The organism is Pseudomonas palmensis (assembly GCF_049942755.1).
Taxonomy (GTDB): domain Bacteria; phylum Pseudomonadota; class Gammaproteobacteria; order Pseudomonadales; family Pseudomonadaceae; genus Aquipseudomonas; species Aquipseudomonas palmensis.
Genome location: NZ_CP187958.1, coordinates 1,641,023 through 1,659,924, shown reverse-complemented (window position 1 = coordinate 1,659,924; position 18,902 = coordinate 1,641,023). Strand labels below are relative to the sequence as shown.

20 protein-coding genes are annotated in these 18,902 nt (G+C 65.5%); 5 read left to right on the top strand and 15 right to left on the bottom strand.

Features of this window, described 5'->3' with window-relative positions:
• The first annotated feature begins 73 nt into the window (after positions 1-73).
• A complete protein-coding gene (locus ACPRTJ_RS07560; RefSeq protein WP_043863501.1) occupies positions 74-358 on the top strand; it encodes a PsiF family protein in 285 nt (94 codons plus the stop codon).
• Positions 359-372: 14 nt separating this feature from the next.
• Here the strand turns inward: ACPRTJ_RS07560 and ACPRTJ_RS07555 are convergent, their stop codons facing one another.
• Positions 373-1,317, bottom strand: a complete 945-nt coding sequence (locus ACPRTJ_RS07555) for a hypothetical protein (protein ID WP_353228754.1) — start codon at positions 1,315-1,317, stop codon at positions 373-375.
• Positions 1,310-1,861, bottom strand: a complete 552-nt coding sequence (locus tag ACPRTJ_RS07550; RefSeq protein ID WP_116052605.1) for a hypothetical protein — start codon at positions 1,859-1,861, stop codon at positions 1,310-1,312. Before ACPRTJ_RS07550 ends, ACPRTJ_RS07555 begins: the two co-directional genes overlap by 8 nt.
• Before the next feature lie 166 nt (positions 1,862-2,027).
• Here ACPRTJ_RS07550 and ACPRTJ_RS07545 point away from each other — a divergent pair, with 166 nt between their 5' ends.
• A complete protein-coding gene (locus ACPRTJ_RS07545; RefSeq protein ID WP_054916161.1) occupies positions 2,028-3,035 on the top strand; it encodes an AI-2E family transporter in 1,008 nt (335 codons plus the stop codon).
• A 7-nt stretch (positions 3,036-3,042) separates the two neighbouring features.
• Here ACPRTJ_RS07545 and ACPRTJ_RS07540 read toward each other — a convergent pair whose 3' ends face one another.
• Genes ACPRTJ_RS07540 through ACPRTJ_RS07530 form a run of 3 tightly spaced genes read right to left on the bottom strand, consistent with a single transcriptional unit; the run spans position 3,043 to position 6,185 of the window.
• Positions 3,043-3,981, bottom strand: coding sequence for a hypothetical protein (locus ACPRTJ_RS07540; protein ID WP_078479884.1), 939 nt, complete (start codon positions 3,979-3,981; stop codon positions 3,043-3,045).
• Positions 3,978-4,892, bottom strand: coding sequence for a hypothetical protein (locus tag ACPRTJ_RS07535; RefSeq protein ID WP_043863496.1), 915 nt, complete (start codon positions 4,890-4,892; stop codon positions 3,978-3,980). Before ACPRTJ_RS07535 ends, ACPRTJ_RS07540 begins: the two co-directional genes overlap by 4 nt.
• 27 nt (positions 4,893-4,919) lie before the next feature.
• A complete protein-coding gene (locus tag ACPRTJ_RS07530) occupies positions 4,920-6,185 on the bottom strand; it encodes an Hsp70 family protein (protein WP_043863495.1) in 1,266 nt (421 codons plus the stop codon).
• A gap of 166 nt (positions 6,186-6,351) precedes the next feature.
• Between ACPRTJ_RS07530 and cbpA the strand changes: the two genes are divergently transcribed.
• Entirely contained in the window at positions 6,352-7,314 is a 963-nt protein-coding gene (cbpA, locus tag ACPRTJ_RS07525) for a curved DNA-binding protein (protein WP_043863494.1), read from the top strand.
• Between the two features lie 2 nt (positions 7,315-7,316).
• Positions 7,317-7,622, top strand: a complete 306-nt coding sequence (locus ACPRTJ_RS07520; protein ID WP_043863493.1) for a chaperone modulator CbpM — start codon at positions 7,317-7,319, stop codon at positions 7,620-7,622.
• 15 nt (positions 7,623-7,637) lie between these two features.
• Here the strand turns inward: ACPRTJ_RS07520 and ACPRTJ_RS07515 are convergent, their stop codons facing one another.
• From ACPRTJ_RS07515 to urtA, 6 genes are all read right to left on the bottom strand, one after another.
• Entirely contained in the window at positions 7,638-8,159 is a 522-nt protein-coding gene (locus tag ACPRTJ_RS07515) for a GNAT family N-acetyltransferase (RefSeq protein ID WP_058541576.1), read from the bottom strand.
• 32 nt (positions 8,160-8,191) lie between these two features.
• Positions 8,192-8,890, bottom strand: a complete 699-nt coding sequence (urtE, locus tag ACPRTJ_RS07510; protein ID WP_043863491.1) for an urea ABC transporter ATP-binding subunit UrtE — start codon at positions 8,888-8,890, stop codon at positions 8,192-8,194.
• A 103-nt stretch (positions 8,891-8,993) separates the two neighbouring features.
• Positions 8,994-9,854: an urea ABC transporter ATP-binding protein UrtD gene (urtD, locus tag ACPRTJ_RS07505; RefSeq protein ID WP_167400197.1), complete on the bottom strand. Its 861-nt coding sequence runs from the start codon at positions 9,852-9,854 to the stop codon at positions 8,994-8,996.
• Positions 9,851-10,930, bottom strand: coding sequence for an urea ABC transporter permease subunit UrtC (gene urtC, locus ACPRTJ_RS07500; protein WP_426428507.1), 1,080 nt, complete (start codon positions 10,928-10,930; stop codon positions 9,851-9,853). Before urtC ends, urtD begins: the two co-directional genes overlap by 4 nt.
• Positions 10,930-12,432 (bottom strand): urea ABC transporter permease subunit UrtB, encoded by a 1,503-nt coding sequence (gene urtB / locus ACPRTJ_RS07495; protein ID WP_104572981.1) that lies wholly within the window; start codon positions 12,430-12,432, stop codon positions 10,930-10,932. The genes urtC and urtB overlap by 1 nt, the downstream gene beginning before the upstream one ends.
• Before the next feature lie 97 nt (positions 12,433-12,529).
• Positions 12,530-13,795 (bottom strand): urea ABC transporter substrate-binding protein, encoded by a 1,266-nt coding sequence (gene urtA, locus ACPRTJ_RS07490; protein WP_043863487.1) that lies wholly within the window; start codon positions 13,793-13,795, stop codon positions 12,530-12,532.
• A 246-nt stretch (positions 13,796-14,041) separates the two neighbouring features.
• On the opposite strand from urtA, the gene ACPRTJ_RS07485 reads away from it, so the two are divergent.
• The gene (locus ACPRTJ_RS07485) at positions 14,042-14,572 is read left to right on the top strand and encodes a hypothetical protein (RefSeq protein ID WP_196932992.1); all 531 of its coding nucleotides are present in this window, start codon (positions 14,042-14,044) and stop codon (positions 14,570-14,572) included.
• On the opposite strand, the gene cycA is transcribed toward ACPRTJ_RS07485, so the two are convergent.
• From cycA to ACPRTJ_RS07465, 4 genes are all read right to left on the bottom strand, one after another.
• The gene (gene cycA / locus ACPRTJ_RS07480) at positions 14,563-15,984 is read right to left on the bottom strand and encodes a D-serine/D-alanine/glycine transporter (protein ID WP_054916158.1); all 1,422 of its coding nucleotides are present in this window, start codon (positions 15,982-15,984) and stop codon (positions 14,563-14,565) included. The two genes, ACPRTJ_RS07485 and cycA, sit on opposite strands and share 10 nt — an antisense overlap.
• Positions 15,985-16,162: 178 nt before the next feature.
• Entirely contained in the window at positions 16,163-17,176 is a 1,014-nt protein-coding gene (locus ACPRTJ_RS07475) for a FecCD family ABC transporter permease (RefSeq protein ID WP_282362445.1), read from the bottom strand.
• Positions 17,173-18,117, bottom strand: a complete 945-nt coding sequence (locus ACPRTJ_RS07470) for an ABC transporter substrate-binding protein (RefSeq protein WP_043863483.1) — start codon at positions 18,115-18,117, stop codon at positions 17,173-17,175. Before ACPRTJ_RS07470 ends, ACPRTJ_RS07475 begins: the two co-directional genes overlap by 4 nt.
• Positions 18,114-18,902: an ABC transporter ATP-binding protein gene (locus ACPRTJ_RS07465; RefSeq protein WP_282362446.1), complete on the bottom strand. Its 789-nt coding sequence runs from the start codon at positions 18,900-18,902 to the stop codon at positions 18,114-18,116. Before ACPRTJ_RS07465 ends, ACPRTJ_RS07470 begins: the two co-directional genes overlap by 4 nt.

Genomic DNA, 18,902 nt, shown 5'->3' with positions numbered 1-18,902 from the left:
GGGGTTTGTAAAAATTCTTGTCTACACTGGTGTCGAGGCTGCGCGGATGGCGTGGCGACCAGGAGAATGCCCCATGAAAATGTTGCGTGTGCCGTTGCTGCTGCTTGGCGTCCTGATGTGTTCGCAGGGGTTCGCCGCCACCGCACAGCAGGAGAAGATGAAGACCTGCAATGCCGACGCTACCTCCCAGGCGCTCAAGGGTGACGCGCGCAAGGCGTTCATGAGCACCTGCCTGAAAAAGGCCGAGCCCGCGACCCAGCAGGAGAAGATGAAGACCTGCAATGCCGACGCCACCACCCAGGCGCTCAAGGGCGACGAGCGCAAGGCGTTCATGAGTACCTGCCTGAAGAAGAAATGAGCCCTCGCTGAGGCTCAGTCGCGTGCCGGCAGGCCCACATACACCAGCCGGTCCACGCCCTCGCCAAAGAAGAACGAGAACGGCCGCCCCAGTGCGTCCATGCGCTGGTTGCACTCGGCGTGCAGTTCCCGGGCACGCGCATGGGTCATCTCGGCCATCGGCGCCGATACCAGTGGCGGGCCGATCACGAAGTGCAGGTGAATGTTGTCGGGGTTCAGGTAGTCGAGCCAGTTGCGGGTGCTGAACGCCACCTGCAGGGTGCCGTTATCGACCAGTCGGCGCAGCGCCGCGTCTTCGAACTGCAGGTGCACTGGCACCTGTGCGGCCTGGAAGTCGCGGTTGCGCACGTGCAGCAGGCCCTGACGGCCCGATCCGAGCTCGCCTGGCCCGGTGGCGAGCATGTAGAACGGCAGTGTCGGAGTCATGCCGGCCTCCAGGGTGCAGAGCATCTGGTCATCGGCCTGCGGCAGCACCTTGAGGTAGGGGTTGCTGTGCGGCGGGGTACCGATGTCCTGGCCAAGGGCAATGTGCAGGTTCTGCGGGGTCAGCACGGTGCTGTCGAAGTGACGCGGCGGCGCGCCGGTGCCCTGGCGCTGGCCGGTCAGCCCCTGGGCCTGGTCGGCGTCGAAACGCAGCTTCATGTTCAGGGTCACCGCATTGCGTGCCGGGATGATGGCTTCGAACACCTCGCGAATCTCGTCCAGCTGCTGTGGGCTCAGTGAGTCGTCCGTCAGGCGCAGGTGCACCACCTTGTCGTTGTACTCGTCCATCTCCATCACCAGGCTGTCGGTGGGGATGTGGTGCGCGGCCAGCAGCGCGAAGATCGATTCGCGGTAGCTGTAATGCACGTCCCGGCTGTAGTACAGGTCGCCCACCGGCGCCTGGAAGTGCAGCACCAGAAAGTCCTTGTCACAGCCTGCGAGCAACAGCGCGAGCGCGCACAGCAGTACCTTACGCATGGGGTTCCTTGGCCGTGTCGGCGTGTTCCTGCAGCGGCAGCAGGCGAGGCTGCCACAGGCGCAGGGTTTCGATGAGGGTGGGCCGACCATTGACGCTAAGAATGATGGCCACGCCCCGGCTGAACATCACCTCCACCTCGTTGTGCGGGTCGGTCTTTTCCTCGATGTCCTCCAGCGGCATGTGCACCGCGATGCCCTGGATGCGGTGGTGTGTTTCGCCGAAGTGCTGCAGCGAGTAGCCCCAGGTGTCCAGCGGGCCTTGCAGGCGGTACACCGCAGCGCGCTTGCCGGTGACGTGGGCCAGTTTCTTCCAGGGCAGGTCGGTGGTGCCGACCAGCTTGCGCAGCATGTAGGCCGGGCCGCCGAGAAACGCCAGGGCCTCGCGTTCGCCGTCGTTCAGCTGGCGTATCGGGGTGGCTCGGCGCAGGTACCTGACGCGGTTGAGCCAGGTCATGAAGAACGTCCAGAAGATCGGCGTGATGCGCCAGACAATCAGCACGCAGAGAATCGGCACCAGTATTTCGAGGATATCTTTTTCGCGCATGCACGCTCCTGCGATTGCGCATGGGCGCGCGGTCATTCCGTGAGGGCGGGCATCATAGAAAGATTGCCCTGGCAACGCCAGCGCGCCGCGCCCCGCGTGCCCCTATGCCTGCTCGTAGAAGGCTGGCAGACTGCCGTCTTTGTGGTCTTTCTGCCTCCGAGGTTGTATGACATTTACCCAGCGCCAGATCGTCCTGGCGAGTTGGCTCATCGTGTTCACCGGGTTGCTGCTGGCGCTGCCGCTCAAGCTGCTGCCCAGCCTGCTGGCCGGCCTGCTGGTGTTCGAGCTGGTCAACATGCTCACGCCCAAGCTGCAGCACCTGATTGCCGGGCAGCGTGCGCGCTGGGTGGCGGTGGCGTTGCTGGGCACGCTGATCGTGAGCGTGCTGAGCCTGCTGTTTGCCGGGGCCATCAGCTTTCTGCTGCACGAGGCGGAGAATCCCGGCGCGTCGCTGGACAAGTTCATGCTGCTGGTGGACCAGGCGCGCGGGCAGTTGCCGCCGTTCATCGATGCCTACCTGCCGGCCAGTGCGGCGGAGTTCAAGGTGGCCATCGGCGAATGGTTGCGCACCCACCTGGCCGACCTGCAACTGGTGGGCAAGGGCGCGGCGCACATGTTCGTGACCTTGCTGATCGGCATGATCCTGGGCGCCATCGTGGCCTTGCAGCGCATCCCCGACCTGACCCAGCGCAAACCGCTGGCCGCGGCCTTGTTCGAGCGCCTGTCGCTGCTGGTGCAGGCGTTTCGCAACATCGTGTTCGCGCAGATCAAGATCTCGCTGCTCAACACCGCCTTTACCGGGGTATTCCTGGCGGTGGTGCTGCCGCTGTTCGGGGTGCACCTGCCGCTGACCAAGACGCTGATCGTGCTGACCTTCCTGCTGGGGCTGCTGCCGGTGATCGGCAACCTGATGTCCAACACGCTGATTACCATCGTCGGCCTGTCGCTGTCGATCTGGGTGGCGGTGGCGGCGCTGGGCTACCTGATCGTGATCCACAAGGTCGAGTACTTTCTCAATGCGCGCATCGTGGGCGGGCAGATTCGCGCCAAGTCGTGGGAGCTGCTGCTGGCGATGCTGGTGTTCGAGGCGGCGTTCGGCTTGCCGGGCGTGGTCGCGGGGCCGATCTACTATGCGTACCTGAAGAGCGAGTTGCGCCGGGCCGAGCTGGTGTAAGGCCAACTCATTTCTGTGGATAAGTGACCGCTTCCACCCGATCCAGCCCCGCACCCATGAAGAAGGTGTACGGCCGCCCGAGCTTCATCTGCTCGGCGTAGCACTGGCTGTTCAGCGCCTTGACCCGATAGTCGATCTGGTAGGCACGCATCAGCTCGTGCTCGCCCAGGTCCGCCAGCTTGAACGCGATGCTCAGGCTCTTGCGGTTCTGCTCGTCAGCCGGCAGCAGCGCGAGTTCACCCTTGTCGACCTGCTGCTGCAGGCTGGCCTGCTTGAAGCGGTAGCGGGCACTCACCTTCCACAGGCTGAAGGCATTCGCTTCGCCTGTTTCGGCAAACTCCAGCACCACCCGCTGCGGGTCATCGCCCTTGGCCGCGTAGACGTCGGTCATGCCCGGGTAATACTGGCGCGGGCTGATGTACAGCAGGCAACTGACCTCGGCCTGCACCTGTTCGTTGACATCCATCGTGGTGCCCGGCCATTGCTCCGGCATCGCGGCCACCGTGCTCACTTCGTCGCCCGGTTCGGCGGGCAGGGTGAACGAGGCGGGCATCGCCTCCAGGGCCTGCAGCTGGCTTGGGGTCAGGCGCTGGCGCTCGGCGGCGGTGGGTTGCAGGGTGACTTCGATAGCGAAGGTGACAGCGTTGCGCGCCTGCACGATGTCCTCGAACAGCCCGCGCAAGGCGGCCTGCTGCTGTTCATCCAGCGGTTGCAGCAGCACCACATGCACCAGGCGCTTGTCCTCGGCATCCACGTCGAAACGCAGGCGCTTGGGGTCGACCTGGCGCTGTTCGAGGGCCTCACCGATCATCTGCAGGTTGATCGGGTCCAGCCCCCAGCGGGCGGTGCCGACGTCGGTCTGAAAGCGCACGCTCATGAATGTTTCATCGCCGCAGCCGCCCAGCAGCAGCGCGCTCGACAGTGCCAGGGTTCTGGCCAGGTTCATTGGGTTTCTTCCTTGTAGGTCACCGATTCGAGCCGGTCCAGGCCGTCCCCGACCCGAAAGCTCAGGGGGCGTGGCAAGTGGTTGGCAGCGCTTTCGCACGAATGGATCAGCTGCGAAGCATTGGGTTGCAACGGAAAACTGCGGTACAGCCGCTGTTGCCCCAGGTCCGAAAAGCCCAGCATCACCACCAGTGGGTCCACCGACAGGTAGTTCGGCTCGACGAGCCACAGTTCGCCTTTGTCGATCCTGCCTTGCAGGCCGGCGTCGGTCAGCCGGTAATGCGCCGGGTAGTGCGCTTCGCCCAGCTCGACGCTGACCTGATTGGCCGTGTCCAGCGTCATCTGCCACAGGCCGGTGATGCCTTCCGGCAACGGCTTTACCGGCAGCGCCTGCAGTTGGCAGGTGACCTTGGAGTTGATGCGTTCGGTCACGTCCCGCGGCACGTTGTCGTCGTCCCTGGGCATCAGCGCCATGGTCAGCACCGTCGGGCTGAGCTCCAGCGGGATCAACAACGGTTGCGGCAGCGCGTCGATCCGCTGGCGCTCTGCCGCGCTCAGGGCCTGGCGTTGCTCGGGGGTGATGTCCAGGGTGAGTTCGATCTGCAGCGTGTTCGCCGCGCGTGCCTGCAGGATCTCGTCGAATGGTTCGCGCAACGCCTTGCGCTGCGCCTCGCTCAGCGGCTGCAGTTCCCTCACGTACACCAGGTGTTGGTCTTCGAGGTCGACCCGCCAGCGCAGGCTTTTCGGGTCGATCTGGCGTTGCACCAGGGCCTCGTCGATCATCTGCTGCTTGCGCGCGTCCAGGCCGGTGCCCGACGAGCCGGCCGAGTCCTCGAAGCGCAGGGTCATCAGGTCGTCGTTGCAACCGGCCAGCAGCAAGGCGCTGATCAGCGCCAGGGGTTTGAAACTCATCTGTTCACGTCCTTGTGGGGCGGCGGGCTAGCCGTAACGCTTGCGGGCTTCGATCGCCAGGCCGCTACCGATGCTGCCGAAGATGTTGCCCTCGACGTGGCGCGCGTTGGGCAGCATGGCCGCCACGCTCTGGCGCAGGGCAGGGATGCCGCTGGAGCCGCCGGTGAAGAATACCGTGTCGACCTGCGCCACCCCGACACCGGCCTTGTTCAGCAGCTCGCCGACGCTGCCACGCACACGTTCGAGCAGGCTGTCGATGGACGCCTCGAACAGCGCACGGGTCAACTCCACACTCAGCTCGGGCTGCACGCGCTTGAGGTCGACCAGGCGGCTGTCGCTGTGGGTCAGCTCGATCTTGGTGGCTTCCACTTCCATCGCCAGCCAGTGCCCGGCGCGCTGTTCGATCAGCTTGAACAGGCGGTCGATGCCGTCGGTGTCCTCGATGTCGTAGCGCATGCTGCCCAGCGCTAGCTGGGATTTCTGCGAGTACACCGAGTTGATGGTGTGCCAGGTGGCCAGGTTCATGTGGTGGCTGGTGGGCATGAAGGCACCGCTTTTCATGCGGCTGCCATAGCCGAACAGCGGCATCACGCCCTGCAGGCTCAGCTGCTTGTCGAAGTCGGTACCGCCGATGTGCACGCCACCGGTGGCCAGGATGTCGGCGTGGCGGTCATCGAGCATGTGGCGCTCGGGGGCCAGGCGTACCAGCGAGAAGTCCGAGGTACCACCGCCGATGTCGACGATCAGCACCAGCTCTTCGCCCTGGATGCTCGACTCGTAGTCGAAGGCTGCGGCGATGGGTTCGTACTGGAACGACACGTCCTTGAAGCCGATCTTCTTCGCCACCTCGGCCAGGGTGTCTTCGGCCTCCTGGTCGGCGGCCTGGTCGTCGTCGACGAAATGCACCGGGCGGCCCAGCACCACCTCGTCGAAGTCGCGCCCGGCATTGGCCTCGGCACGCTTCTTCAGCTCGCCGATGAACATGCCCAGCAGGTCCTTGAACGGCAGCGCGGTGCCCAGCACGCTGGTGTCGTGCTTGATCAGCTTGGAGCCCAGCAGGCTCTTGAGCGAGCGCATCAGGCGGCCTTCGTAGCCCTCCAGGTACTCGTGCAGGGCCAGCCGGCCATAGACCGGGCGCCGCTCCTCGATATTGAAGAACACCACCGAGGGCAAGGTGATCTTGCCGTCTTCCAGGGCAATCAGCGAATCCACGCCGGGACGGTGCCAGCCGACGGTGGAATTGGAGGTGCCGAAGTCGATACCGCAGGCGCGGGCCGGGGATGCGTGACTCATGGGTGTGCTTCCGGGGGAAAAACGGCCGCGCAGTTTATGCCAGCCATCGGCAGAATCAAGACCGAATATCTGCTCGACAGCAATCCTTTGTCCGACTTGAAAGGCTATGCTTGACCCCAATCTTCACAGCAGTGATGCATTCGATAACCGATGGTGAATCGTAAAGATGGACTTCAAAGACTATTACAAGATCCTTGGCGTAGAGCCCACGGCGGATGAAAAGGCGATCAAGACCGCCTACCGCAAGCTTGCGCGCAAGTATCACCCGGACGTCAGCAAAGAGCGCGACGCCGAAAACCACTTCAAGGAAGTGAACGAGGCCTATGAGGCCCTGAGCAGCCCTGAAAAGCGCGCCGAATACGACGAGCTGCGCAAGTACGGCCAGCACGGCCGGCCCTTCCAGGGCCCGCCGGGCTGGGAAAGCCGTGGCGGTGGCGGTGGCGGTGCCGACTTTGGCGGCGGCGACTTCTCGGACTTCTTCAGTTCCATTTTCGGCTCGGCCGGACGTGGCAACGGCAACCCCTTTGGCCGTGGCCAGCAACGCAGTGCCGGTCGGCGAGGGCAGGACGTGGAAATGGAACTGGCGATTTTCCTCGAGGAAACCCTGGCCAACGAGTCGAAGAAGATCAGCTTCCAGGTGCCGCAGTACAACGCGGCCGGGCAGCGCACGGGCGACACCACCAAGACCCTCAACGTCAAGATCCCTGCCGGGGTGACCGACGGCGAGCGCATCCGCCTCAAGGGCCAGGGTGCACCGGGCGTGGGCGGCGGCGCCAATGGCGACCTGTACCTGATCATTCGCCTGGCACCCCACCCGCTGTTCGATGTCGAAGGTCATGACCTGATCATCACCGTGCCGCTGGCACCGTGGGAGGCTGCGCTGGGCACCAAGGTCGAGATGCCGACCCTGACCGGCAAGGTCAACCTGACCATCCGCCCCGACAGCCAGAGCGGCCAGCGCCTGCGCATCAAGGGCATGGGCCTGAGCAACAAGCAAGGCCAGCGTGGCGACCTGTATGCGCAGCTGAAGGTGGTGATGCCGACGCAATCGAGCGCCGAAGCCCGCGAACTGTGGACCAAACTGTCGGAGAAGGCCGGGTTCAACCCGCGAACTCAATGGAGTAAGTGACCATGAGCAGTACCCTGATCGTTCAACTGGACATGCGAACCCTTTGTCAGGAGGCCGATGTACCGGCAGCCTACGTGATCGAGATCGTCGAGCACGGCATCGTTGAACCTTCGGGGCGAACGCCGGAGGAATGGGTGTTCGACGACCGTGCCCCGGTGCTGGCCAAGCGCGCGGCCAAGCTGCACCAGGAGCTGGAACTGGAGTGGGAAGGGGTGGCGCTGGCGCTGGAGCTGCTGGAGGAAGTGAAGCAGTTGCGCAGTGAGAACTCGATGTTGAAGCAGCGCCTGGGAAGGTTTGTGCAGGGCTGACCCGCGATGAGGCCCTCAGCCCTGTGGGGGCTGCGCCCCCGGTGCCAGCATCAGTTGCATGAAGGTCAGGTCCAGCCACTTGCCGAACTTCACCCCCACCTGCGGCATCTGTCCGTTCAGGGTGAAGCCCAGCCGCTCGTGCAGGCGGATCGACGCCGTATTGCCGCTCTCGATCGCCGCCACCATCACATGCTTGCCACAGCCCCTGGCACGCTCGATCAGCGCCTGCATCAGCAACGGCCCCAGGCCCTGGCCGCGCTGGTCGCTGCGGATGTACACCGAATGCTCCACGGTGTGGCGAAACCCCTCGAACGGGCGCCAGTCGCCGAACGAGGCATAGCCCAGCACGTCCCCTGCCTCATTCACCGCCACCAGTATCGGATAACCCTGCGCCTGGCGCGCCGCGAACCACGCCTGGCGATTGCCCAGGTCGACCGTCTGCTCGTTCCAGATCGCCAGGGTGTTGAGCACCGCATCGTTGTAGATATCACGGATGGCCGGCAGGTCGGCGTGCACGGCGTCGCGGATGTGATTCATGACAGGCTCTCGAAACGGGACAGGCGCACAGATTAAATCGTAACCAGGCCGCGTACACCTTCGGCCTCCATGTTTTCCCCGCGGCCCTGCTGCACGATCTCGCCGCGGGACATCACCAGGTACTGGTCGGCCAGTTCGGCGGCAAAGTCGTAGAACTGCTCCACCAGCAGAATCGCCATGTCGCCACGCGCGGCCAGTTGGCGGATCACCGCACCGATCTCCTTGATCACCGATGGCTGGATGCCTTCGGTGGGCTCGTCGAGAATCAGCAGGCGCGGGCGGCTGGCCAGGGCGCGGCCGATGGCCAGTTGCTGTTGCTGGCCACCGGACAGGTCGCCGCCGCGGCGGTGTTTCATCTGCAGCAGTACCGGGAACAGTTCGTAGATGAAGGCCGGCACCTCCCGCGCCTGGCTGGCGCCGAAGCGTGACAGGCCCATCAGCAGGTTCTCCTCCACCGTCAGGCGCGGGAAAATCTCGCGGCCCTGGGGCACGTAGGCGATTCCGGCGTGCACGCGCTGGTGCGGCTTGAGCGTGGTGATGGCCTGGCCCTCCCAGTGCACGCTGCCTTCGCGGGCGGGCAGCAGGCCCATCAGGCAGCGCAGCAGGGTGGTCTTGCCCACGCCGTTGCGGCCCAGCAGGCAGGTTACCTCACCGACCTTGGCCTGGAACGACAGGCCGCGCAGGATGTGGCTGCCGCCGTAGTACTGGTGCAGGGTGTCGATTTTCAGCATGTACCTTGTCCTTTTTTGTCTGTACCGGCCTCTTCGCCGGCAAGGCCGGCGCCTACAAGAGCCGCGGTGTCTCTGTAGGAGCCGGCGTTGCCGGCGAAGCTTTTCAGCGCCCCAGATAAACCTCGATCACCCGATCATCGGCCTGCACCTGTTCCAGCGAACCCTCTGCCAGCACGCTGCCCTGGTGCAGCACCGTCACATGGTCGGCAATGCTGCCGACAAACCCCATGTCGTGCTCCACCACCATCAGCGAATGCCGGCCGGCCAGGCTTTTGAACAGCTCGGCGGTGAATTCGGTCTCGGCGTCGGTCATGCCTGCCACCGGTTCGTCCAGCAGCAGCAACTGCGGGTCCTGCATCAGCAGCATGCCGATCTCCAGAAACTGCTTCTGCCCATGGGACAGCAACCCCGCCGGGCGCTGCGCCGACCCGGTCAGGCGAATGGTCTGCAGCACCTGGTCGATACGGTCGCGCTGTTCGCCGCCGAGTCTCGCGCACAGGCTGGCCCACACCGACTTGTCGGCCTTCTGCGCCAGTTCCAGGTTTTCGTACACGCTCAAGGCCTCGAACACCGTCGGCTTCTGGAACTTGCGCCCGATGCCGGCCTGGGCGATCTGCACCTCGCTCATGCGCGTCAGGTCCAGGGTCTCGCCGAACCAGGCCTTGCCGGTGGTGGGGCGGGTCTTGCCGGTGATCACGTCCATCAGCGTGGTCTTGCCCGCCCCGTTGGGCCCGATGATGCAGCGCAACTCGCCCACGCCGATGTACAGGTTCAGCGCATTCAGCGCCTTGAAGCCGTCGAAGCTCACGCTGATGTCCTCCAGCGTCAGCACCGTGCCGTGGCGCACGTCCAGCCCCGGCTGGCGTGCCTGGCCCAGGCCGATGGCATCGCGACCGCTGCCGGCGTCGATGATCGGTTCGAGCATGAACTCGGGGTGTACGGCAGGCAGCGGTACGCTTCTCATTGTTCACCCCTTTTCTTCAGCAGGCCGACCACGCCCCTGGGCAGGTAGAGCGTTACCAGAATGAACAGCGCACCGAGAAAGAACAGCCAGAACTCGGGGAACGCCACGGTGAACCAGCTCTTCATGCCATTGACCACGCCGGCGCCCAGCAGCGGCCCGATCAGCGTGCCGCGCCCGCCCAGGGCTACCCACACGGCGGCCTCGATGGAGTTGGTGGGCGACATCTCGCTGGGGTTTATGATGCCCACCTGCGGCACGTACAGCGCACCTGCCAGGCCGCACAGCACGGCGCTCAGCACCCACACGAACAGCTTGAAGCCGCGCGGGTCGTAGCCGCAGAACATCAGGCGGTTCTCGGCGTCGCGCAGCGCCGTGAGCACGCGCCCGAACTTGCTGCGTGCCAGGCGCCAGCCCAGGTACAGGCTGCCCGCCAGCAAGGCCACGGTGAGCAGGAACAGCACCGCGCGGGTGCCCTGGGCGGTGATCTCGAAACCCAGGATGCTGCGAAAGTTGGTGAAGCCGTTGTTGCCGCCAAAGCCGGTCTCGTTGCGAAAGAACAGCAGCATGCCGGCAAAGGTCAGGGCCTGGGTCATGATCGAGAAGTACACGCCCTTGATCCGCGAACGGAACGCGAAGAAGCCGAACACCAGCGCCAAAAGCCCCGGCGCCAGCACCACCAGGCACAGTGCCCAGGCAAAGTGCTGGGTGCCGGCCCAGTACCACGGCAGCTCGCTCCACGACAGAAAGGTCATGAACGCCGGCAGGCGGTCGCCGGCCGCTTCGCGCATCAGGTACATGCCCATGGCGTAGCCGCCCAGGGCGAAGAACAGGCCATGGCCCAGCGACAGCAACCCGGCGTAGCCCCACACCAGGTCCAGCGCCAGGGCAACGATGGCGTAGCACAGGATCTTGCCCACCAGGGTCAGGGTGTAGGCCGACACCTGCAGGCTGTGGCCGGCTGGCAGCAACGACAGCAGTGGCAGGGCGATCAGCACCAGCAGCACCAGGGCGCCGACGGCCAGGGTCAGGCGCGGGCCGGCCTTTTGTGTAGCAGTGACAAGCAGTGGCTGGTTCATCAGTCGATTACCCGTCCCTTGAGGGCGAACAGGCCTTGCGGACGCTTCTGGATGAACAGAATGATCAGCGCAAGGATGAGGATCTTGCCGAGCACCGCACCGATCTGCGGCTCCAGCAACTTGTTGGCTATGCCCAGGCCGAACGCGGCCCACAGGCTGCCGGCCAGTTGCCCGACGCCACCGAGCACCACCACCAGGAACGAGTCGATGATGTAGCTCTGGCCCAGGTCCGGGCCGACGTTGCCGATCTGGCTCAGGGCCACGCCGCCAAGGCCGGCGATACCCGAACCCAGGCCGAAGGCGAGCATGTCCACGCGCCCGGTGGGCACGCCGCAGCAGGCGGCCATGTTGCGGTTCTGGGTGACGGCGCGCACGTTCAGGCCCAGGCGGGTGCGGTTGAGCAGCAGCCAGGTGAGCAGCACCACGCACAGGGCGAAACCGATGATCACCAGGCGGCTGTAGGGCAGCACCAGGTTGGGCAGTACCTGCAGGCCGCCGGAGAGCCAGGCCGGGTTGGCCACCTCGACGTTCTGCGCGCCGAACAGCAGGCGGATGGCCTGGATCAGGATCAGGCTGATGCCCCAGGTGGCCAGCAGGGTTTCCAGCGGGCGCCCGTACAGGTGGCGGATCACCGTGCGTTCGAGCAGCATGCCGACCCCGGCACTCACACCGAAGGCCACCGGCAGTGCCAGCAGCGGGTAGAAGTCCAGCGCGCCGGGGGCGTAGCGCTGCACCAGCACTTGCACCACGTAGGTGCTGTAGGCGCCGAGCATCAGCATTTCGCCGTGGGCCATGTTGATCACCCCCAGCAGGCCGAAGGTGATCGCCAGGCCCAGGGCTGCCAGCAGCAGGATCGAACCCAGCGACAGCCCGCTGAAGGCCTGGCCGAGCAGCTCGCCGATCAGCAGCTTGCGCTTGACCTGGGCCAGGCTGGTTTCGGCGGCGGTGCGCACCGTGGGGTCGGTTTCCACACTGGGGTCGAGCAGGCTTTCGAGGCGGGTGCGGGCCATCGGGTCGCCGGTTTCGCCCAGCAGGCGCACGGCGGCCAGGCGTACGGCGGGGTCTGTCGCGACCAGTTGCAGGTTGGCCAGGGCCAGGCCCAGGGCTGCGTGCACGGCGGCGTCGGGCTCGCTGGCAAAGCGCCGGTCGAGGAAGGCGACCTGAGCGGGCTGCGCGCTTTTCTGCAGTTGCTGGGCGGCGGCCAGGCGGACCCTGGCGTCATCGCTGAGCAGTCGATGGCTGGCCAGGGCGTTGTCCACCAGGCCGCGCAGGCGGTTGTTCAGGCGCAGCTTGCGGCTGTCGTCCGGGCCCAGGCGGCCTTGCTGCAGCGAACTCAGCAGTTCGAGGCGCGCGGGGTCGGGTTGCGCCGCCCAGCCCTGCAGCAGGCTGGCCTGTTCGTTGGGCTTGGCGGCGATGAAGTAGTCGGCGTCGCCAGCGGCCCGGGCTGCCAGAGGCAGCAGCAGGAGCAGGGCGAGCAACAGTCGGTGGAGGACCTTGGGCATATCGGTGTCCTGGAGTCGGCATTCGCCGGCAAGGCCGGCTCCTACAACGGCAAGGCAGCGCCTTGCCGGCGAATGGGCCGCACGGCGGCCCCCTGCCTCAGTTGCCTTTCACGGCATAATCCGGCCGCTTGTCGTTGCCCGGAATGAACGGGCTCCACGGCTGCGCGCGCAGCGGCTGCTCGGTCTGCCACACCACGCTGAACTGCCCGTCATCCTGGATCTCGCCGATCATCACCGGCTTGTGCAGGTGGTGGTTGGTCTTGTCCATGGTCAGGGTGAAGCCCGACGGCGCCTTGAACGTCTGCCCAGCCAGCGCCTCGCGCACCTTGTCCACATCGGTGCTCTTGGCCTTTTCCACCGCCTGGGCCCACATATGGATGCCCACATAGGTGGCCTCCATCGGGTCGTTGGTCACCGCCTTGTCGGCGCCCGGCAGGTTCTTCGCCTTGGCATAGGCCTTCCAGTCGGCCACGAACTGCGTGTTGACCGGGTTGTCCACCGACTCGAAGTAGTTCCACGCCGCCAGGTGCCCCACCAGCGGCTTGGTGTCGATGCCGCGAAGCTCCTCTTCACCCACCGAGAACGCCACCACCGGCACGTCGGTGGCCTTCAGGCCCTGGTTGGCCAGTTCCTTGTAGAACGGCACGTTGGAGTCGCCGTTGACGGTGGAGATCACCGCCGTCTTGCCCCCGGCCGAGAACTTCTTGATGTTGGCCACGATGGTCTGGTAATCGCTGTGGCCGAACGGGGTGTACACCTCCTCGATGTCCTTGTCGGCCACGCCCTTGCTGTGCAGGAACGCGCGCAGAATCTTGTTGGTGGTGCGTGGGTACACGTAGTCGGTGCCCAGGAGGAAGAAGCGCTTGGCCGCGCCTCCGTCCTCGCTCATCAGGTATTCCACCGCCGGTATCGCCTGCTGGTTGGGCGCTGCCCCGGTGTAGAACACGTTGGGCGACATCTCTTCACCTTCGTACTGCACCGGGTAGAACAGCAGCCCGTTGAGTTCCTCGAACACCGGCAGCACTGACTTGCGCGACACCGAGGTCCAGCAGCCGAACACCACCGCGACCTTGTCCTGGGTCAGCAACTGGCGGCTCTTCTCGGCGAACAGCGGCCAGTTGGAGGCCGGGTCGACCACCACCGGCTCCAGCAGCTTGCCGTTGACCCCGCCCTTGGCGTTGATCTGCTCGATGGTCATCAGGGCCATGTCCTTGAGCGAGGTCTCGGAGATCGCCATGGTGCCCGACAGCGAATGCAGGATGCCGACCTTGATGGTCTCGGCGGCCTGGACCGTCCAGCTCAGGCCCATCGCGGCAATCGACGCGCTGAGGGTGAATGCCTTGATCAGACTGCGACGCTTCATAGTGCTCTCTCCATGGGATCGAATGGTCTGCTGGGCAGACCGCGACTTTGTGCAGAGAGCTTTAGCAAGGGCTGTGCCGATGTCGTACACAGGCTTGCCAGCGGCGTGTTCACAAGGTGCAGGGCAGGGTGGGTGCACCGGGATGGCGCTTGCCGTGGTGCAGTACGCGCAAGGCTGCACAGCAATAGTTCACGGCGATGCCTTATGCTTGCGCCCTCACTTCAACTCGGCTCAAGGATTTTCGCCATGGAAGCGTCATCGCTGTACTTTCGCTGCAACATCACCCCGGCCCAGTACCAGGCCGCGATGACCTCACCTGCGGCGGGCGCTGGCGAGTTCGATGACTGGCAGCAATGGCTGGACGCCGCCGAGGTGCACGGGGTACGTGATCTTGACCAGAAGGCGCCTGAAAATGCGGTGGCGCTGGGCGATTTGCTTCAGGGCTGGGTCGACTGCATGTACGGCAGCCTGATGCAGTACGACGAGGCGTCGCAGGTCTGGCAGTTCGCGTTGGTGGAGTTCACCAACAATTACGGCGAGATGATCCAGCTGCTGGCCCCTCTGCGTCAGATGGCGAAGTACGCCAAGCCGGAGTCGGACAGCTTCCTGCTGGTCTATTCGTATATCTGGGGTGATGGCGACAATGCGTTCCTCACCCTGGGCCAGCAGCGCAGCCAGTTTGCCAGCGGCCCTTCGCCCGAACAGCGGGCCGAGGCCGATGGCGTGCTGGAAGGGCTTGCCCAAGCCCTCCAGCAGCAGGAGTACGACTACGACTGACGCGGCGTGGTAGCGGGCACCGGCACACGCGCCTGGCGCTTGCGGCGCACGGTCTGGTAGGTCACGGCCAGCAGCACGAACCACAGCGGCGTCACCAGCAGGGCCTGGCGGGTATCGCTCTCCAGGCACAGCAACACCAGGATGAAGGCGAAGAACGTCAGGCATACCCAGCACATGAAGCGCCCGCCCGGCATCTTGTACTTCGAGGCCTGGTGCAGCGGCGCACGCTCCTTGCGGTAGGTGAGGTACGACAGCAGGATCAGCGTCCACACGAACATGAACAGGATCGCCGACACCGTGGTCACCAGGGTGAAGGCCTCGATCAGGTCGGGGATCACGTACATCAGGGCCGCGCCCAGCAGCAGGCAGGTGCACGAGAAGTACAGGCCGTTGGCCGGCACCTTGCGGCTGGACAGGGTCTCGAAGCTTTTCGGCGCATCGCCCTGCTGGGCCAGGCCGAACAGCATGCGGCTGGTGGAAAACACCCCGCTGTTGGCCGAGGAGGCCGCCGAGGTCAGCACCACGAAGTTGATGATGCTCGCCGCCGCCGGCAGCCCGGCCAGCACGAACAGCTCGACGAACGGGCTCTTGCCCGGCACCACGTCGCGCCACGGGGTGACGGCCATGATCGCGATCAGCGCCAGCACGTAGAACATGATGATGCGGATCGGGATCGAGTTGATCGCCCGCGGCAGGGTGCGCTCGGGGTTCTTCGCCTCGGCGGCGGTGGTGCCCACCAGTTCGATGCCGACGAAGGCGAACACGGCAATCTGGAAGCCCGCGAAAAAGCCCATCAGGCCATGGGGGAACATGCCCGCGTCATTCCACAGGTTGCTCAGCTGTGCACTGGTGCCGGTGGGTGACTGGAAGCCGACGAACACCATGTACAGGCCGGTGCACACCAGCGCCATGATCGCGATGATCTTGATCAGGGCGAACCAGAACTCGATTTCGCCGAACAGCTTCACCGTGATCAGGTTCAGCGACAGCAGCACGCCGACGCAGGCCAGGGCTGGCGCCCACTGCGGCAGGTCAGGGAACCAGAACTGCGAGTAGGCGGCGATCGCGATCACGTCGGCAATGCCGGTGATGATCCAGCAGAACCAGTAGGTCCAGCCGGTGAAGTAGCCGGCCCAGGGGCCGAGCAGGTCGGCGGAGAAATCGATGAACGACTTGTAGTTGAGGTTCGACAGCAGCAGTTCGCCCATGGCGCGCATGACGAAGAACAGCATGAAACCGATGATCATGTAGACGAAGATGATCGACGGGCCAGCCAGGCTGATGGTCTTGCCCGAGCCCATGAACAGGCCGGTGCCGATGGCCCCGCCAATCGCGATGAGCTGAATATGGCGGTTGGTGAGGTTGCGTTGCAGGTCGTGGGCCGGGGTGTCCGGCGGTTGCTGGTTGGTCATGGGTGGCATTCCATTGAGGAGTCAGTCTTCTTGTGCGTGAAGCGCTCGCTAGGCTATCACGGGCTTTTGCCCTGGCGAGGTGGCAATACGTCTCAAGTTGGTACGTTCGCACCGCTTTGTTGATCGCGGTCAAGGCAGGATTTCCGGGCCAGGCAAGGGCTCAGCGCCAGGCAGCAGTTCAGCGCCGGCGCATCATGCCGATGAAGAACAGCCCGCCGATGGCCGCCGTGGCGATGCCGATGGGCAGGTCTTCAGGGGCGATCAGGGTGCGTGCGGCCACATCCACCCAGATCAGGAACAGGCTGCCCAGCAGCAGCGACACCGGCAGCAGCCGGCGGTGCTCGGCGCCCACCAGGCGCCGCGCAATGTGCGGCACCATCAGGCCGACAAAGCCGATGGAACCGCTGATCGCCACCAGCACGCCGGTCAGCAGCGAGCAGATCAGAAACGCCAGCAGGCGCACCGAGCGTGCGTTCAGGCCCAGGGTCACGGCGGTCTGCTCGCCGGCCATCAGCGCATTGAGCGCGCGTGCCATGCCCAGCAGCAGGCCCAGCCCCAGCAGCACGCTGGCTGCCGGCACCGCCAGCAGCTCCCAGCGCGCCAGGCCCAGGCCGCCGAGCATCCAGAACATCACCGCCGAGCTTGCACGATGATCGCCCATGAACAGCAGCAGGTTGGCCAGCGCCATCATCACGAAGGCCACGGCCACCCCGCACAGCAACAGGCGGTCGCTGTCCAGGCGGCCATGCCGGCTGGCAATCGCCAGCACCAGCAGCATGCTGCACAGCGCGCCGACAAAGGCTGCCAGCGGCAGGGTCAGCACGCCGATCAGTTCACCCACATGCAGCACCACCAACACCGCACCCAGCGTGGCGCCGGAGGTCACGCCGAGCAGGTGCGGGTCGGCCAGCGGGTTGCGCGTGACCGCCTGCAGCACCGCGCCGATCATCGCCAGGCCGCCGCCCACCAGCGCGCCCAGGAGCATGCGCGGCACCCGGATCAGCCACACGATATGTTCCTGGCCGGCGGTCCAGGCGGGCACCTCGGGGGCAATACCGAACACCTTGAGCAGCAGCACCCGGGCGACCACCTCGACCGGCACCGGGGCCGAACCGAACCCCAGCGAGAGCACGCACGACACCAGCAGCAGGCCGCTCAGCGCCAGCAGCATCAGGCGATAGCGAGTGTTCATGCGCCGTGCAGGCCCTTGGCGATGGCCTCGATCGCTTCGACGTTTTCCAGGCTCGGCGTGGCGGCCACATAGGGGATGACCACGAAGCGCCGGTTACGCACCGCGTCGACCGATTGCAGGGCCGGGTGCTGTTCCAGAAACTGCTGCTTCTGCGCGGCGGTGATCTCGCCGTAGTCGACGATCACGATCACCTCGGGGTTGCGTTCGACCACGCTTTCCCAGTTCACGCGGGTCCAGCTGGCCTCGATGTCATCGAGGATGTTGCGCCCGCCGGCGGCGTTGATCAGCGCTTCGGGCATGCCCAGGCGCCCGGAGGTCATGGCGCGGTCTTCGCCGCTGTCATACAGGAACACCCGCGGGCGCTGCGTCGGCAGGTGCTGCTGCACGCTGGCCACGCGCTGCTGCATCTGCTCGATCAGCTGGCTGGCGCGGGCCTGCACGTCGAAGATCCGGCCCAGGTTGCGCAGGTCGGTGTAGGTGTCGTCCAGGCTCGCCGGCGGGCGCTTCATCACGAACGCGCACGACTCGGTCAGCTCGTACACCGCGATGCCCAGCGGTGCCAGGCTCTGCGGGGTGAGGTCGCCGCCCACGCGCATGCCGTAGTCCCAGCCGGCGAAGAAGAAGTCGACGTTGGCGTTGAGCAGGGTTTCCACCGAAGGGTACTTGCTGGCCAGCTCCGGCAGGCCGTCGAGTTCCTTGCGCAGCGCCGGGGTCACTGCCTTCCAGCCGCTGACGCCGCTGTAGCCGACCATCTTCGTGCGCAGGCCCAGGGCGAGCATCATCTGGGTCATGTTGATGTCGTGGCTCAGGGCGCGTTCGGGGGCCTTGGCGAAGGTCACCTCGCGGTTGCAGCTGTGCACCGTGAGCGGGTAGCGCGTGGCCTCGGCCAGGGCCGGGCCGGCGACCAGCAGCAGCGCAGCAAGCAGGGCGGATCGAATCATTGGGGGGCTATCCAGGTGATGCGTGGATGGTCGGCCAGCGGGTGGCGGTCGATCAGCGCCTGAACGCCGAACACCTCGCGCAGCAGCTCGGCGGTGAGGACCTGGTGCGGTGTGCCACTGGCCACGATGCGGCCGTGGTCGAGCACGTACAGGCGGTCGCAGAAGGCCGCGGCCAGGTTCAGGTCGTGGATGCTGGCCAGGGTGGCGATGCGCAGCTGGCGCACCTGGTGCAGCAGGGCCAGTTGGTAACGCGGGTCGAGGTGGTTGGTCGGTTCGTCGAGGATCAGTACGCGCGGTTGCTGCACCAGGGCGCGGGCCAGGATCACGCGCTGCTTTTCACCGCCCGAGAGGGTGGCGAAGGCGTGGTCGTCGAAGCCGTGCAGGCCGACATCGAGCAGCGCCTGCTGCACACGCTGGTGGTCTTGGCGGCTGTCGCCGTCGAACAGGCCCTGGTGCGGAATGCGCCCCATGGCGACCACTTCGGCCACGCTCAGGCCAAACGCGTCGGGGAACTCCTGCAGCACCACCGCGATGCGCTGGGCACACCAGCGCGGCGATTGTTGCCAGAGGTTGTGGTCGTCGAGGGTGATGTGCCCGCGTTCGGGCGCGTTGAAGCGGTAGGCGCACCGCAGCAGGCTGGTCTTGCCGCTGCCGTTGGGGCCAATGAGGCCGACGAATTCGCCGGGGCGCACCTGCAGGTCGACGCCACGCAGCTGGAACTGGTGGTGGCAGTGGCCGTGGCCTTTGGGGGACCAGTGCAGGTTGTGGATATTCAGGGTGGTCAT

Excerpts from the sequence above, each read along its gene's own strand:
- cycA (WP_054916158.1), bottom strand. The coding sequence starts at position 15,984 with ATGACCAACCAGCAACCGCCGGACACCCCGGCCCACGACCTGCAACGC.
- urtE (WP_043863491.1), bottom strand. The coding sequence starts at position 8,890 with ATGCTGAAAATCGACACCCTGCACCAGTACTACGGCGGCAGCCACATC.
- ACPRTJ_RS07535 (WP_043863496.1), bottom strand. The coding sequence starts at position 4,892 with ATGAGTTTCAAACCCCTGGCGCTGATCAGCGCCTTGCTGCTGGCCGGT.
- ACPRTJ_RS07470 (WP_043863483.1), bottom strand. The coding sequence starts at position 18,117 with ATGATTCGATCCGCCCTGCTTGCTGCGCTGCTGCTGGTCGCCGGCCCG.
- ACPRTJ_RS07515 (WP_058541576.1), bottom strand. The coding sequence starts at position 8,159 with ATGAATCACATCCGCGACGCCGTGCACGCCGACCTGCCGGCCATCCGT.
- ACPRTJ_RS07545 (WP_054916161.1), top strand. The coding sequence starts at position 2,028 with ATGACATTTACCCAGCGCCAGATCGTCCTGGCGAGTTGGCTCATCGTG.
- cbpA (WP_043863494.1), top strand. The coding sequence starts at position 6,352 with ATGGACTTCAAAGACTATTACAAGATCCTTGGCGTAGAGCCCACGGCG.
- ACPRTJ_RS07485 (WP_196932992.1), top strand. The coding sequence starts at position 14,042 with ATGGAAGCGTCATCGCTGTACTTTCGCTGCAACATCACCCCGGCCCAG.
- ACPRTJ_RS07550 (WP_116052605.1), bottom strand. The coding sequence starts at position 1,861 with ATGCGCGAAAAAGATATCCTCGAAATACTGGTGCCGATTCTCTGCGTG.
- ACPRTJ_RS07465 (WP_282362446.1), bottom strand. The coding sequence starts at position 18,902 with ATGACCACCCTGAATATCCACAACCTGCACTGGTCCCCCAAAGGCCAC.
- ACPRTJ_RS07520 (WP_043863493.1), top strand. The coding sequence starts at position 7,317 with ATGAGCAGTACCCTGATCGTTCAACTGGACATGCGAACCCTTTGTCAG.
- urtC (WP_426428507.1), bottom strand. The coding sequence starts at position 10,930 with ATGAACCAGCCACTGCTTGTCACTGCTACACAAAAGGCCGGCCCGCGC.
- ACPRTJ_RS07560 (WP_043863501.1), top strand. The coding sequence starts at position 74 with ATGAAAATGTTGCGTGTGCCGTTGCTGCTGCTTGGCGTCCTGATGTGT.
- ACPRTJ_RS07475 (WP_282362445.1), bottom strand. The coding sequence starts at position 17,176 with ATGAACACTCGCTATCGCCTGATGCTGCTGGCGCTGAGCGGCCTGCTG.
- urtD (WP_167400197.1), bottom strand. The coding sequence starts at position 9,854 with ATGAGAAGCGTACCGCTGCCTGCCGTACACCCCGAGTTCATGCTCGAA.
- urtA (WP_043863487.1), bottom strand. The coding sequence starts at position 13,795 with ATGAAGCGTCGCAGTCTGATCAAGGCATTCACCCTCAGCGCGTCGATT.
- ACPRTJ_RS07555 (WP_353228754.1), bottom strand. The coding sequence starts at position 1,317 with ATGCGTAAGGTACTGCTGTGCGCGCTCGCGCTGTTGCTCGCAGGCTGT.
- ACPRTJ_RS07530 (WP_043863495.1), bottom strand. The coding sequence starts at position 6,185 with ATGAGTCACGCATCCCCGGCCCGCGCCTGCGGTATCGACTTCGGCACC.
- ACPRTJ_RS07540 (WP_078479884.1), bottom strand. The coding sequence starts at position 3,981 with ATGAACCTGGCCAGAACCCTGGCACTGTCGAGCGCGCTGCTGCTGGGC.
- urtB (WP_104572981.1), bottom strand. The coding sequence starts at position 12,432 with ATGCCCAAGGTCCTCCACCGACTGTTGCTCGCCCTGCTCCTGCTGCTG.